Origin of the sequence: Vitreoscilla stercoraria DSM 513, from assembly GCF_000382305.1 — a bacterium.
GTDB classification, from domain to species: domain Bacteria; phylum Pseudomonadota; class Gammaproteobacteria; order Burkholderiales; family Neisseriaceae; genus Vitreoscilla; species Vitreoscilla stercoraria.
Genome location: NZ_KB908040.1, coordinates 1 through 15,786, shown reverse-complemented (window position 1 = coordinate 15,786; position 15,786 = coordinate 1). Strand labels below are relative to the sequence as shown.

13 protein-coding genes and 1 tRNA gene are annotated in these 15,786 nt (G+C 44.3%); all 14 read right to left on the bottom strand.

Annotation, left to right across the window (positions count from 1 at the left end; translation table 11 throughout):
- Positions 1 to 146, bottom strand: a 146-nt coding sequence (locus tag H150_RS0112940) for a GTP-binding protein (protein ID WP_019959481.1), incomplete at its 3' end; no start/stop codon positions are given.
- 83 nt (positions 147 to 229) lie between these two features.
- Positions 230 to 2,335: an elongation factor G gene (gene fusA / locus H150_RS0112935; RefSeq protein ID WP_019959480.1), complete on the bottom strand. Its 2,106-nt coding sequence runs from the start codon at positions 2,333 to 2,335 to the stop codon at positions 230 to 232.
- An 18-nt stretch (positions 2,336 to 2,353) separates the two neighbouring features.
- Entirely contained in the window at positions 2,354 to 2,824 is a 471-nt protein-coding gene (gene rpsG, locus H150_RS0112930) for a 30S ribosomal protein S7 (RefSeq protein ID WP_019959479.1), read from the bottom strand.
- A gap of 106 nt (positions 2,825 to 2,930) precedes the next feature.
- The gene (gene rpsL / locus H150_RS0112925; protein WP_019959478.1) at positions 2,931 to 3,302 is read right to left on the bottom strand and encodes a 30S ribosomal protein S12; all 372 of its coding nucleotides are present in this window, start codon (positions 3,300 to 3,302) and stop codon (positions 2,931 to 2,933) included.
- 351 nt (positions 3,303 to 3,653) lie between these two features.
- Entirely contained in the window at positions 3,654 to 7,808 is a 4,155-nt protein-coding gene (gene rpoC, locus H150_RS0112920; protein WP_019959477.1) for a DNA-directed RNA polymerase subunit beta', read from the bottom strand.
- 53 nt (positions 7,809 to 7,861) lie between these two features.
- A complete protein-coding gene (rpoB, locus tag H150_RS0112915; RefSeq protein WP_019959476.1) occupies positions 7,862 to 12,034 on the bottom strand; it encodes a DNA-directed RNA polymerase subunit beta in 4,173 nt (1,390 codons plus the stop codon).
- A gap of 142 nt (positions 12,035 to 12,176) precedes the next feature.
- A complete protein-coding gene (gene rplL, locus H150_RS0112910; RefSeq protein WP_019959475.1) occupies positions 12,177 to 12,545 on the bottom strand; it encodes a 50S ribosomal protein L7/L12 in 369 nt (122 codons plus the stop codon).
- A 46-nt stretch (positions 12,546 to 12,591) separates the two neighbouring features.
- Positions 12,592 to 13,092 (bottom strand): 50S ribosomal protein L10, encoded by a 501-nt coding sequence (gene rplJ, locus H150_RS0112905; RefSeq protein ID WP_019959474.1) that lies wholly within the window; start codon positions 13,090 to 13,092, stop codon positions 12,592 to 12,594.
- Positions 13,093 to 13,326: 234 nt separating this feature from the next.
- Entirely contained in the window at positions 13,327 to 14,019 is a 693-nt protein-coding gene (gene rplA / locus H150_RS0112900) for a 50S ribosomal protein L1 (protein WP_019959473.1), read from the bottom strand.
- The gene (rplK, locus tag H150_RS0112895; RefSeq protein WP_019959472.1) at positions 14,020 to 14,451 is read right to left on the bottom strand and encodes a 50S ribosomal protein L11; all 432 of its coding nucleotides are present in this window, start codon (positions 14,449 to 14,451) and stop codon (positions 14,020 to 14,022) included.
- Positions 14,452 to 14,563: 112 nt separating this feature from the next.
- Positions 14,564 to 15,097, bottom strand: coding sequence for a transcription termination/antitermination protein NusG (nusG, locus tag H150_RS0112890; protein WP_019959471.1), 534 nt, complete (start codon positions 15,095 to 15,097; stop codon positions 14,564 to 14,566).
- Positions 15,098 to 15,099: 2 nt separating this feature from the next.
- The gene (gene secE, locus H150_RS0112885; protein WP_019959470.1) at positions 15,100 to 15,540 is read right to left on the bottom strand and encodes a preprotein translocase subunit SecE; all 441 of its coding nucleotides are present in this window, start codon (positions 15,538 to 15,540) and stop codon (positions 15,100 to 15,102) included.
- A gap of 62 nt (positions 15,541 to 15,602) precedes the next feature.
- A tRNA-Trp gene (locus H150_RS0112880) sits at positions 15,603 to 15,678 on the bottom strand.
- A gap of 13 nt (positions 15,679 to 15,691) precedes the next feature.
- Positions 15,692 to 15,786, bottom strand: a 95-nt coding sequence (locus H150_RS15040; protein ID WP_019959469.1) for an EF-Tu C-terminal domain-related protein, incomplete at its 5' end; no start/stop codon positions are given.

The following is a 15,786-nucleotide window of genomic DNA, read 5'->3' as shown; positions in this document are numbered from 1 at the left end:
TGATCGTAAGCTTTAGCAGCACCACCAAATGCTTTAGACAATACTGTGCACAAAGCAGCAGTCAAAGTAGTTTTACCATGGTCAACGTGACCAATTGTACCCACGTTTACGTGTGGTTTACTGCGTTCAAATTTTTCTTTAGCCATTTGACTAATTCCTTGTAAAGAACAATGAGTATTTAGAAAGCGGCCTGTAAACATTTACAGGACGCTTAACTCGTTAAAAATAATTAACCTTTGCGGCTAGCAATGATTTCTTCGGCAACGTTGTTAGGAACTTCAGCGTATTTCTTGAATTCCATAGAGTAAGTTGCACGACCTTGAGTCGCTGAACGCAAGTCAGTAGAGTAGCCGAACATTTCTTTCAATGGTACTTCTGCGCGGATTTTTTTGCCGCCAATACCATCATCGTCCATGCCCAATACCATACCACGACGGCGGTTCAAGTCACCCATTACATCGCCCATGTAGTCTTCTGGAGTTTCCACTTCTACAGCCATGATAGGCTCTAACAAGCAAGCACTCGCACGACGCATACCTTCTTTGAATGCCATAGAACCAGCCAATTCAAATGCGATTTGCGAAGAGTCAACATCATGGTAAGAACCGAATACCAAGCGAACGCGAACGTCCACTACTGGGTAACCAGCCAAGATACCGCTGTTCAAAGTATCACGAATACCTTTGTCAACAGAAGGGATGAATTCTTTAGGAATCACACCACCTTTGATCTCGTCCAAGAACTCGTAACCCACACCACCTGGTTCCAAAGGCTCCAATTTGATCACAGCGTGACCGTATTGACCTTTACCACCAGACTGCTTAACGTGTTTGCCTTCCACTTCCACTGCTTTGCGGATGGTTTCACGGTAAGCCACTTGAGGCGCGCCTACTGCAGCTTCAACGCCGAACTCACGTTTTATACGGTCAACCAAAATCTCTAAGTGCAATTCACCCATACCAGAGATAATAGTTTGACCAGACTCTTCGTCAGTTTTAACGCGGAAAGAAGGATCTTCTTTAGCCAAACGGTTCAAAGCCAAGCCCATTTTTTCTTGGTCAGCTTTGGTTTTTGGTTCAACAGCCACGTGAATTACAGGCTCAGGGAATTCCATGCGTTCCAAGATGATCGGAGCATCTTCAGCACACAAAGTCTCACCAGTGGTCACGTCTTTCAAACCGATTGCAGCAGCGATGTCACCAGCGCGTACTTCTTCGATTTCTTCACGATCGTTGGCTTTCATTTGTACCAAACGACCCACGCGCTCACGAGTGCCTTTTACTGAGTTGATTACAGTATCACCAGACTTCAATACGCCTGAGTAAACACGGATGAACGTCAACTGACCTACATATTTGTCATTCATCAATTTGAATGCCAACGCAGAGAATTTCTCTTCATCAGATGCTTCACGAGTCATAGCCTCGTCAGTCTTAGGAGAAACACCCGCTACTGCAGGAATGTCAGTCGGTGCTGGCAAGTATTCAACAACTGCGTCCAACATACGTTGTACACCTTTGTTTTTAAATGCAGAACCACACAATACAGGTTGGATTTCACCAGCCAAAGTACGAGTACGCAAAGCTTCAACGATTTCTTGTTCGGTCAATTCTTCACCGCCCAAGTATTTTTCCATCAAATCTTCTGTGGCTTCAGCCGCAGCTTCAACCATTTTCTCGCGCCATTCTTCAGCAACAGAAACCAAGTCAGCAGGAATGTCAGCATAGTCAAAAGTCAAACCTTGAGTGGCATCATTCCACAAAATGGCTTTCATTTTCAACAAGTCAACCACACCTTGGAAACTATCTTCTGCACCGATAGGTACCACTACTGGTACTGGGTTAGCACGCAAACGAGTTTGCATTTGCTCAACCACACGGAAGAAGTTAGCACCTTGACGGTCCATTTTGTTTACAAATGCCAAACGAGGCACTTGGTATTTATTGGCTTGGCGCCATACAGTTTCAGACTGAGGTTGTACACCACCTACAGCACAGTAAACCATTACCGCACCGTCCAATACACGCATAGAACGCTCTACTTCAACAGTAAAGTCTACGTGTCCTGGAGTGTCAATCACGTTGAAACGGTATTCAGGCAACGTACCGTCCATACCTTTCCAGAATGTGGTCACAGCAGCAGAAGTAATGGTAATACCACGCTCTTGCTCTTGTTCCATCCAGTCAGTTGTTGCTGCGCCGTCATGAACTTCACCCAATTTGTGAGTCATGCCAGTGTAGAACAAGATACGTTCTGAAGTAGTCGTTTTGCCGGCGTCAATATGTGCGCTAATACCGATATTACGGTAGCGCGAAATAGGGGTTTTACGAGCCACGGTTGTCGCCTTTTTAAATTAGAAACGGAAGTGAGAGAACGCTTTGTTCGCTTCAGCCATACGGTGAACTTCTTCACGTTTTTTCAACGCGCCACCACGGCCTTCAGCTGCATCCATCAATTCGCCTGCCAAACGCAAGTCCATTGATTTTTCACCACGTTTACGAGCCGCATCGCGTACCCAGCGCATTGCCAACGCCAAACGACGTGACGGACGAACTTCAACGGGAACTTGATAGTTAGCACCACCGACACGGCGGCTTTTCACTTCCACGATTGGTTTCGCATTAGCAATAGCAGCTTCGAATACTTCGATCGCTGGCTTACCAGATTTCTTTTCGATTTGTTCCAAAGCGCCATAAATAATACGCTCTGCAACTGATTTTTTGCCGTCAATCATCACAACGTTCATGAATTTAGACAATTCGGTGCTACCGAATTTAGGATCAGGCAAAATCTCGCGTTTAGGGACTTCTCTACGTCTTGGCATTTTAATTCCTTACATTCTATTCAGTTGAGCATCATTGCTCTGGCTTATTCATCAGAGATAAGCACTTACTCGATTACCCAAACGGGCAACCCACGTCAAAAGCCAATTACTTAGGACGTTTAGTACCGTATTTAGAACGGCTTTGTTTACGGTCTTTAACACCAGCAGTGTCCAAAGAACCACGAACAGTATGGTAACGCACACCCGGCAAGTCTTTTACACGACCGCCACGAATCAATACAACGCTATGCTCTTGCAAGTTATGGCCTTCACCACCGATATACGAAATCACTTCGAAACCGTTAGTCAAACGCACTTTACATACTTTACGCAATGCAGAGTTAGGTTTTTTAGGTGTAGTAGTGTAAACACGAGTACATACACCGCGTTTTTGTGGACATGCTTCCAAAGCAGGCACTTTGTTCACATAAACCGGTTTTTGACGGCCTTTGCGAACCAACTGGTTAATAGTAGGCATTTATTTAAGTTCCCATTGAAAAACTACTGGCACCATGCCAGCAAGGGCGAAATTATAGACGCTATTGAATCATCAAGTCAAATCAACCAGCGCATATTTGATTGTTTTTTAACCTAATTTGATACAGATAAATGCCTTGCCAAAAAATAAACCCGAGTTTTAAATTCAATCAAATTTGGCAAAGCCTTACAGGACGCTGCCAACCTTGGCATTCATATCCTTGAAAGAGTAAAATTTATTACCTTGATTTTTAATATTTTTTTCATTCAATCTCTATAATACATACCCATAAAAAAGCGTCCTGTAAATGTTTTACAGGACGCTTTGCATAATGCTCAAACTTAAAACAGATTATTCTGCTGAAGTTTCAGGCAATGGATTGTTTTGACGACGCTTGCGATGGTAATGCAAACCCGTACCTGCAGGAATCAAACGACCCACAATCACGTTTTCTTTCAAGCCACGCAAATCATCACGTTTGCCCATAATCGCCGCTTCAGTCAAGACACGAGTAGTCTTTTGGAACGAAGCTGCAGAAATGAACGAATCAGTCGACAACGATGCTTTGGTAATACCCAACAAAATGTTTTCAATGCGTGCAGGTTGTTTGCCTTCTGCCGCCATTTTTTCGTTGGCAATCATCACTTCCGCACGCTCAACTTGTTCACCAGTAATGAACTGAGTTTCGCCTGAATCAGCAATGTTCACACGACGCAACATTTGACGGATGATCACTTCAATGTGTTTGTCAGAAATCTTCACGCCTTGTAAGCGGTAAACTTCTTGCACTTCTTGAATGATATAGCGCGCCAAAGCTTCAATGCCTTGCAAACGCAAGATGTCGTGTGGGTCAACCGCACCATCCACAATCACCTCACCGCGATTTACAACTTGACCGTCATGCACCAAAACTTGTTTCTCTTTCGAGATTAAAGTTTCAACCACGATGCCATCAACATCGGTAATCACCAAACGTTGTTTGCCTTTGGTTTCTTTACCGAACGAAACCGTACCAGTCACTTCCGCCAACATACCCGCGTCTTTTGGTGTACGAGCCTCGAACAATTCAGCTACACGAGGCAAACCACTGGTAATGTCACGAGTTTTGGTAGAAGCTTGAGGAATACGAGCCAATACTTCACCCTTACCCACTTCTTGACCTTCACGCACCGTAATAATCGCACCGATTGGGAATGCCATCGTCACAGGTGTATCAGAACCTGCAGCACGAATTTCTTCACCATTTTCATCCAACAAACGAACCGCTGGACGCAATACTCGCGCTTGTGAACCGCGACGTTTACCATCAATCACCACCAAAGTAGACAAACCAGTCACTTCGTCAGTTTGTTTGGCAACAGTCACACCTTCTTCGATGTTTTCAAAGCGAACGCGACCTGCATGTTCGGTAATCATTGGACGGGTATGCGGATCCCATGTTGCCAATACTTGACCTGCAACAATCGTCTCACCATCACGTACCATCAAAGTAGAACCGTAAGGCACTTTATGACGTTCACGCTCACGACCCACATCGTCATGAATCACCACTTCACAAGAACGACCGATGACAATCAATTCGCCTTTGTTGTTGGTTACATAACGCATTTGGCTAGAGAAACGTGCCGTACCGTTAGATTTAGATTCAACTTGAGTTGCCGCAGCAGCTCGAGACGCAGCACCACCAATATGGAACGTACGCATCGTCAACTGAGTACCAGGCTCACCAATCGATTGAGCAGCAATCACACCAACTGCTTCACCTGTATTAACCAACTTACCACGCGCCAAGTCACGACCGTAACATTGAGCACACAAGCCATAACGTGTTTTACAAGTAATTGGTGTACGAACTTTAACTTCATCCGCACCAGAATTGTCAATCAAGTTCACCAAAGCTTCAGACAAGATAGTGCCAGCTTCAACAATCGTTGTATTGGTATTAGGGTCAACCACATCTTCTGCAGTCACACGGCCCAAGATACGATCGCGCAACGGCTCAATCACGTCACCACCTTGTACAACTGCTTTCATGACAAAGCCGTCAGTGGTACCACAATCGTCCTCAATCACCACCAAGTCTTGGGTCACGTCAACCAAACGACGTGTCAAGTAACCTGAGTTCGCTGTTTTCAACGCCGTATCCGCCAAACCTTTACGCGCACCGTGTGTTGAAATAAAGTATTGCAATACCGTCAAGCCTTCACGGAAGTTAGACGTAATTGGTGTTTCAATGATCGAACCATCAGGTTTTGCCATCAAACCACGCATACCTGACAACTGTTTGATCTGTGCTGCCGAACCACGGGCACCAGAGTCAGCCATCATGTAAATTGAGTTGAATGATTCTTGGTCAACTTCGTTACCATCACGGTCAATGACTTTGTCCACAGACAAATTGTCCATCATCGCTTTGGCAATCTTATCGCCTGTACGACCCCAAATGTCGACCACTTTATTATAGCGTTCGCCATTGGTTACCAAACCTTGACGGTATTGTTCTTCGATTTCCTTCACTTCGCCTTGAGCTTCTGCCAACAAAGTTACTTTTGCAGCCGGCACTTCCATGTCGTCCACACAAATCGAAATACCACCACGAGTAGAATATGCATAACCTGTGTACATCAAGTGGTCAGCAAAAATCACCGTATCTCGCAAGCCGCACACACGAAACGACACATTGATTAATTTAGAAATTTCTTTCTTTTTCAATGCTTTGTTAATGTGTTCAAATGCCAAGCCTTTAGGTAACAAAGTAGACAAAATGGCGCGACCAACAGTGGTTTCATAACGACGTCTTACAGCATCGTAACCACCTTGTTCGTTTTTCACATATTCGGTCAAACGTACTGTACATTTGGTTGCCAATTCAACTTGGCGGGTTTCGTATGCACGTTGTACTTCTTTGACATCCGCGAACAAAGTGCCTTCGCCTTTGCCATTGATTTTGTCACGCGTCATGTAATACAGACCCAAGACGATGTCTTGAGAAGGTACGATGATTGACTCACCATTGGCTGGAGACAACACGTTGTTTGACGCCAACATCAATGTACGCGCTTCTTGTTGCGCTTCCAAAGACAATGGTACGTGAACCGCCATTTGGTCACCGTCAAAGTCGGCGTTAAATGCCGCACAAACGAGCGGGTGCAATTGAATGGCTTTGCCTTCAATCAAAATCGGTTCAAACGCTTGAATACCCAAACGGTGCAAGGTAGGCGCACGGTTCAACATGATTGGATGTTCGCGAATCACGTCTTCCAAGATGTCCCAAACTTCTGGCACTTCTTGTTCTACCAATTTTTTGGCTTGTTTGATGGAGTTGGCCAATTCCAATTTTTCCAATTTGTGGAAAATGAATGGTTTGAACAATTCCAATGCCATTTTTTTAGGCAAACCACATTGGTGCAAACGCAAGTAAGGACCTACGGTAATCACAGAGCGGCCTGAATAGTCCACACGTTTACCCAGCAAGTTCTGACGGAAACGACCGCCCTTACCTTTGATCATGTCAGCCAATGATTTCAATGGGCGTTTGTTCGCACCAGTCATCGCTTTACCGCGACGGCCGTTGTCTAACAACGAATCCACTGCTTCTTGCAACATACGTTTTTCATTGCGAACGATGATGTCTGGCGCGCGCAACTCCAACAAACGTTTCAAACGGTTGTTACGGTTAATCACACGACGGTACAAATCATTCAAGTCAGAAGTGGCAAAACGACCACCATCCAACGGTACCAATGGACGCAAATCAGGTGGCAATACTGGCAACACATCCATAATCATCCACTCAAGTTTCATACCTGAGCGTTGGAAGGCTTCCAATACTTTCAAACGTTTTGCAATTTTTTTGATTTTGGTATCAGAGCCAGTTGATTCCAACTCTTGACGCAAAACTTGAATTTCGTTTTCGATGTCCAAAGTGCGCAACAATTCGCGCACACCTTCGGCACCCATTTTCGCTTCAAATTCTTCGCCGTATTCGTCCAAATGCTCGTAATAATCTTCTTCAGTCAACAATTGACGGCGTTGCAAAGAAGTTAAGCCAGGATCGGTTACCACAAATGCTTCAAAATACAAAATGCGTTCGATATCACGCAAAGTCATGTCCAAAACCATGCCCAAACGAGATGGCAATGATTTCAAGAACCAAATGTGTGCAACAGGTGACGCCAATTCAATGTGACCCATGCGCTCACGACGCACTTTAGACAAAGTCACTTCTACGCCACATTTTTCGCAGGTCACACCTTTGAATTTCAAGCGTTTGTATTTACCGCACAAACATTCATAATCTTTAACTGGGCCAAAAATTTTGGCACAGAATAAACCATCACGTTCAGGTTTGAACGTACGATAGTTGATGGTTTCAGGTTTTTTAACTTCACCGTAAGACCAAGAGCGAATGGTTTCTGGTGATGCAATGCCGATTTTGATGGCATCAAATTCATCATCCGCACCTGCACCTTGCAAGGGGTTAAATAAATCTAACAAAGCTTTCATTTTAGCTCCAGTTGTTGACGGGCTTCAGGCGTCCTGAAACCCGTTAGGCACAATTAGTAACGCTCTAAATCGATGTCCAAGCCCAATGAGCGGATCTCTTTAACCAACACATTGAATGACTCAGGCATGCCTGCATCAATTTTGTGTTCGCCTTTAACGATGTTTTCATACATCTTCGTACGACCCACCACGTCATCTGACTTCACAGTCAACATTTCTTGCAAGGTATAAGCAGCACCGTAAGCTTCCAATGCCCAAACCTCCATCTCACCGAAACGCTGACCACCGAATTGTGCTTTACCGCCCAATGGTTGTTGTGTCACCAAGCTGTAAGGACCAGTAGAACGAGCATGCATTTTTTCGTCAACCAAGTGATGCAATTTCAAGTAATGCATCACACCAACGGTTACATGACGGTCAAATGCTTCACCCGTACGACCATCGTACAAAGTCACTTGAGTTTTGGTTGCATTGAAGCCCAATTTTTGCATATCAGGATCTTCGCTTGGATAAGCCAATTCCAACATCTCTTTGATTTCAGCTTCATCAGCACCATCAAATACAGGAGAAGCAAACGTCATACCGCGACGCAAGTGTTTTGCCAAGTTCAAGATTTCAGCATCGGTGAATTCATCCAATTGCTCTTTCTTGCCGCTGGTGTTGTACAACTTATCGAAGAAGGCGCGCAATTCGGCCACTTCGCGTTGTTCTACCAACATCTTGTTCACACGCTCACCAATACCTTTGGCAGCCCAACCCAAATGCACTTCCAAAATCTGACCAATGTTCATACGCGATGGTACGCCCAATGGGTTCAATACGATGTCCACCGTACGACCGTCGGCCATGTATGGCATGTCTTCCACAGGCAAGATGCGAGATACCACACCTTTGTTACCGTGACGACCAGCCATTTTGTCACCCGCTTGCAAACGACGTTTGATGGCGATGAATACTTTCACCATTTTTTGTACGCCAGGTTGCAATTCGTCGCCTTGAGTCAATTTTTTCTTTTTGACTTCATACATGGCATCGGCTTCTTCATACTTCTGCGCCAAACTGTGTTTGGTCAATTCCAATTGTTTCGCCAAGTTTTCATCAGCCAAACGGATATCGAACCATTCATGTTTGTTCTCAATCACCAACAAATATTCTTTGGTAATTTTGGTACCTTTCACCAAACGCATTGGACCGCCATTGGCTTCTTGACCCACAATCATGCGTTCAATACGATCAAAAGCATCGTTATTGAAAATACGAATTTGGTCGTTCAAGTCTTTACGGTAACGTTTCAACTCAGAATCGATAATCGATTGTGCACGTTTGTCACGCTCAATGCCTTCACGAGTGAATACTTGAACGTCAATCACCGTACCGCTCATACCTGTTGGCATACGCAATGACGTGTCTTTAACATCAGAGGCTTTTTCACCGAAAATCGCACGCAACAATTTTTCTTCTGGTGTTAACTGGGTTTCGCCTTTAGGGGTTACTTTACCCACCAAAACGTCACCAGCTTCCACTTCAGCACCGATGTACACAATACCTGCATCATCCAAACGGTTTTGCATGCGTTCAGACAAGTTCGGAATGTCGCGAGTGATTTCTTCAGCACCCAATTTGGTATCACGCGCTACAACGTTCAATTCTTCAATATGAATGGTGGTGTAACGGTCTTCCGCCACAACACGCTCAGAAATCAAAATCGAGTCTTCGTAGTTGTAACCATTCCAAGGCATGAAGGCGATGGTCATGTTTTGACCCAAAGCCAATTCACCCAAGTCAGTCGATGCACCGTCAGCGACCACGTCACCACGAGCCAAGATATCACCTTTGCTCACTACAGGACGTTGGTTGATATTGGTTGATTGGTTAGAACGGGTGTATTTCACCAAGTTGTAGATATCCACACCCACTTCACCAGCAATCGCTTCTTCGTCATGTACACGAATCACGACACGGCTTGCGTCCACAGACTCAACCACACCGCCACGACGTGCCACAACCGCAGTTGCAGAATCCACCGCCACAGAGCGCTCAATACCAGTACCTACCAACGGTTTATCCGCACGCAAACAAGGAACCGCTTGACGTTGCATGTTGGCACCCATCAATGCACGGTTGGCGTCATCATGCTCCAAGAATGGAATCAATGAAGCAGCTACCGATACCACCTGACCTGTCGCCACGTCCATGTATTGAACACGGTCTGGCGTAGCCAAAATGGTGTCACCTTTTTCACGACAAGTCACCAAATCATCAATCAAAGCGCCTTCTGCATTCAATTCAGCATTCGCCTGTGCAATCACATAGCGACCTTCTTCAATAGCAGACAAGTAATCGATTTGATCGGTCACTTTGCCATCAATAACACGGCGGTAAGGTGTTTCCAAGAAGCCATATTCATTGGTACGAGCATAAACAGACAAAGAGTTGATCAAACCAATGTTTGGACCCTCTGGTGTTTCAATCGGACACACACGGCCGTAATGTGTTGGATGTACGTCACGTACTTCAAAACCTGCACGTTCACGTGTCAAACCGCCGGGGCCCAAAGCAGAAACACGACGTTTGTGTGTCACTTCAGACAATGGGTTGGTTTGGTCCATGAACTGAGACAATTGGCTAGAACCAAAAAATTCTTTGATTGCCGCAGAAACAGGTTTGGCATTGATCAAGTCGTGTGGCATCAAGTTGTCTGATTCAGCTTGGTTCAAACGCTCTTTTACAGCACGCTCAACACGCGCTAAGCCTGAACGGAATTGGTTTTCAGCCAATTCACCTACTGAACGAACACGACGGTTACCCAAGTGGTCAATATCGTCCACTTCGCCATGACCATTGCGCAATTCAACCAAAGTCGCAATCGAAATGATGATGTCTTCATTGGTCAATACAAAATTTTTGCCATCAGTCAATGCAGACAATTCTTCAATCATACTACGGTACCAATTTGGAGATTTTTCATCCAATTTGTGTTCGTAAGTACGGGTGTTGAACTTCATACGACCCACGCGTGACAAATCATAGCTGTCGCCACTGAAGAACAAGCGATTGAACAATTGTTCAACAGCATCTTCGGTAGGTGGCTCACCAGGACGCATCATGCGGTAAATAGCCACACGTGCTTGCAAGCGAGTTTCTACTTCATCAACACGCAAGGTATTAGCAATGTAACCACCTTGATCCAACTCGTTGATGAACAAAGTTTCAATTCGTTTGATTTCGTGAATTTGCAATTGAGCCAAAACTTCTTCGGTCAATTCCTCATTCGCACTGGCCAAAACTTCACCAGTCAATGGTGTGATGACATCTTTGGCCAATACTTTGCCAATCAAGCTGTCAAAATCCACCGTCAAACGATTGATACCAGCATTGCTTAAATCGCGTACAGATTTCGCAGTAAAGCGTTTGCCTTTGGCAACGATTAAATTGCCATCTTTGTCCATGACATCGATTTTGGCAACTTCGCCTTTCAGGCGGCTCAATACCAACTCTTGCTCAATGCCATCTTCGCTCAAATGAAACACGTCTTTATCGTAGAACATGTTCAAAATCGCTTCAGCATCGTAACCCAATGCTTTCAACAAGATGGTCACTGGCATTTTACGGCGACGGTCAATACGGAAATACAACAAATCTTTTGGATCAAACTCAAAATCCAACCATGAACCACGGTAAGGAATGATGCGAGCTGAGAACAACAATTTACCAGACGAATGGGTTTTACCACGGTCATGTTCAAAGAACACGCCAGGAGAACGGTGTAACTGAGACACGATAACGCGCTCAGTACCATTAATGACAAATGAACCACTTGGTGTCATCAATGGGATTTCACCCATGTAAACTTCATTTTCACGAACTTCTTTAACCGTTGGTTTAGAAGCTTCACGATCCATAATCACCAAACGAATGCGTGCACGCAAAGGTGCTGCATACGTAATACCACGCATTTGACATTCTTGAATATCAAATGCAGGCTCGCCCAAGATGTAATGTACAAACTCTAAGCGCGCATGTGTATTGTGGCTGATAATTGGGAAAATAGACGTGAAGGCGGCCTGTAAACCATCTTCTTTACGTTGGTCAAATGGCGTATTCAACTGCAAAAATGATGCGTAAGAATCCAATTGAGTAGCAAGCAAAAACGGAAAATCTAAAACATTTTCACGTTTGGCAAAGCTTTTTCGGATGCGTTTTTTCTCAGTGAATGAGTAACTCATGTAAGAAACTCCAATAATTGGGAGGTTTTTGGCAGGCTGTTAAGACTAAACACTTCGCCAGAATGCCCAGTATTAATAACCCTATGCAACAAGCGAAATAAGGCCGGCAGTAAAAACTGCCAGCCCATCAATCAAATAAAAATTATTTGATTTCGACTTTAGCACCAGCTTCAGTCAATTGTTTAGCGATGTCGTCAGCTTCAGCTTGAGAAACGCCTTCTTTAACAGTTTTAGGAGCGCCATCTACCAAGTCTTTAGCTTCTTTCAAGCCCAAACCAGTAATTGCACGAACCACTTTGATCACGCCAACTTTTTGGTCGCCAGCAGCAGTCAATACAACGTCAAATTCAGTTTTTTCTTCAACTGCAGCAGCAGCAGCGCCACCACCAGCAACTGCCAAAGCAGCAGCAGAAACGCCAAATTTTTCTTCGAACGCTTTAACCAAGTCGTTCAATTCCATAACGGTCAAACCAGCAACTGCTTCTAAAATGTCTTCTTTAGTAATAGCCATGCTATTAAACTCCTAAAAATCAAAAATCAAATAAATCAAATGTAAATTACGCGGCTTCGGTTTCTGCATTTTTTGCAGCCAAAGCAGCCAAGGCGCGAGCAAAGCCAGAAACTGGCGCTTGCATAACACCCAACAATTTAGCCAACAATTCTTCTTGCGAAGGAATAGAAGCTAATTCGGCTACTTGTGCAGCATCTAACAAATCACCATTGTACACACCAGCTTTAACAACAATTTTGTCGTCTTTTTTAGAGAACTGATGTAATACTTTAGCAGCAGCAACAGCGTCTTCAGATGCAGAGTAGATCAATGGACCAACCATTTGATCTGCTAAAGCTGCAAAAGAAGTACCTTCAACCGCACGGCGTACCAAAGTGTTTTTCAATACGTGTAAGTACACGCCCTCTTTACGCGCATTCGCACGCAATTCGGTCAAATTGGAAACACTGATACCGCGATATTCAGCAATCACCAAAGTTTGAGCATTTGCAATACCTGCAGCAATGCCTTCAACGGTGGCTTTTTTGGCTTCAATATTGAGACTCAAGGTCTACCTCCCACTGTTAATAATCGAAACACCGAAGTGCTTCCCCAGCTCGGCAACCAAGAAAAAGACATTTTACAAACAGCGTTTGTAAGAAAATCGTTTTCGGGACTACCGTCTGCGTAGGGCAATATTTAAATTCTTGCGAATCCCTACGGTCTTGGACATCTACTTAAATAAGTAGCCCAATAAAGCGTCCTGTAAATCTGTAACAAGTTACAGGACGCCCTAAATCAATTAGTTAGTACTAGAAGTATCAACACGCACGCCCAAGCCCATAGTGCTTGAAACGGCAATTTTTTTAACGTATTGGCCTTTGGCAGCAGCAGGTTTTGCTTTTACCAAAGCTTCCAACAACGCATTGAAGTTTTCACGCAAATCAGCTTCAGCAAAAGAAGCACGACCGATAGTTGCATGAATGATACCAGCTTTGTCAGTACGGTATTGAACTTGACCTGCTTTAGCATTTTTAACTGCTTCAGCAACGTTAGGAGTCACAGTACCTACTTTAGGGTTAGGCATCAAGCCACGTGGGCCCAAGATAGTACCCAATTGACCAACGATACGCATTGCATCTGGAGAAGCAATCACAACGTCAAAGTTCAAGTTGCCTTTTTTAACTTCATCAGCCAACTCTTCCATACCAACGATGTCAGCACCCGCTTCACGAGCAGCATCAGCATTAGCACCTTGAGTGAAAACCGCTACGCGAGTGGTTTTACCAGTACCTTTAGGCAATACAACTGCGCCACGAACCACTTGGTCAGATTTACGAGGGTCAACACCCAAGTTAATCGCAACGTCAACAGATTCGTCAAATTTAGCAGTAGCTGCAGCTTTAACTGCCACAATCGCTTCATCGATTGCGTATAATTTGTTGCTGTCTACACCAGCGCGCAAAGCTTCTAAACGTTTAGAGATCTTAGCCATTTACACGCCCTCCACTTCGATACCCATTGAACGAGCTGTACCTGCAATAATGCGTACAGAAGCGTCCAAGTCAGCACCTGTCAAATCAGGGGCTTTGGTTTTTGCAATTTCTTCAACTTGTGCACGAGTGATTTTACCCACTTTGTTGGTCAAAGGATTTGCAGAACCTTTTTGCAAGCCAGCTGCTTTACGCAACAAAACTGATGCAGGAGGTGTTTTCAATACAAATGTAAATGATTTGTCAGCATACGCAGTAATCACTACTGGTGTTGGCAAACCTGGTTCCATGCCTTGAGTTTGGGCATTGAACGCTTTACAGAATTCCATAATGTTCAAACCACGTTGACCCAAAGCAGGGCCTACTGGTGGTGATGGGTTGGCTTTACCAGCCGGGATTTGTAGCTTAATGTAGCCAATTACTTTTTTTGCCACGTTTATTCTCCGTTAGTGGGTCAATCGCGGAAGGTTCCGCTCCCCAAAAAAAACAAGGTCTACTATTATAGACCCTGTATTTTTAGTTTGCAAGCACAAGCTCTTAAATAACTTATACTTTTTCAACTTGAGTGAAATCCAACTCAACTGGTGTTTCACGACCAAAAATTTGTACTGATACTTTTAACTTGTTACGCTCGTAGTTCACTTCGTCTACAACGCCATTAAAGTCAGCAAATGGGCCATCATTGACACGGATACGCTGACCCACATCAAACTCAACTTTAGGTTTTGGTTTTTCACCGCCAGTTTGGATTTGTTGCATAATTGCATCAACTTCACGCTGCGTAATTGGCAAAGGTCGGTTGGCAGTGCCACCAATAAAACCAGAAACACGCGGTGTTGATTTCACCAAATGCCATGAATCATCGGTCATTTCCATCTCAACCAATACATAACCTGGGAAAAACTTACGTTCGCTTAATGATCGTTTGCCATTTTTGATGTCAACAACTTCCTCAACAGGCACCAAAACTTGACCAAAATAATCCTGCATGCTTTCGCGCTCAATGCGCTCTTTTAAGGTTTTTTGAACATTTTTCTCAAAACCAGAGTACGCATGCACCACATACCATTTTTTAGCCATGATTAACCTCTTTTCAATAGCAAGTCATAGAAAACCCATGCGATCAACGAATCGGCCATCCACATAAAACCCGCCAAAGTAGCAACAAATGCCACCACATACAAAGTCGTACGCATCGCTTCAGGACGCTCAGGCCATACCACTTTGTTTAATTCTACAAACGCACCCTTTACATAAGCGACCAAACGCTTACCTAAATGAGTTGCAAAAAATACGATTGCTACAGCAATTGCAACACCCGCAGCTGTAATCAAGCCACGCACATACACATTCAATTGCGGCAAAGCATAATAAGCCCAAACAGAAGCAACCACAACCAACAAAGCAGCTATAATTTTAACCATATCAACTGTTTTGTTTTTTTGCACTTCAGCCTGAGCTTGAGCTTTCAACTCTGCCTTAGAACGCTTAACAACCTTTTCAGGTTGATTTTGGTTATCCATAAAGCACTTTCTAACAATAAAAAAAAGACTAACCAACCTTTACAGGCCGATTAGTCTTGATATGGCAGGCCAAGAGGGACTCGAACCCCCAACCCTCGGTTTTGGAGACCGATGCTCTACCAATTGAGCCATTGGCCTTGAAACTATGTCGTTATTTGATTACAGATGCTACAACACCAGCACCAACGGTACGACCACCTTCACGAATCGCGAAGCGCAAACCATCTTCCATAGCGATAGGTGCAA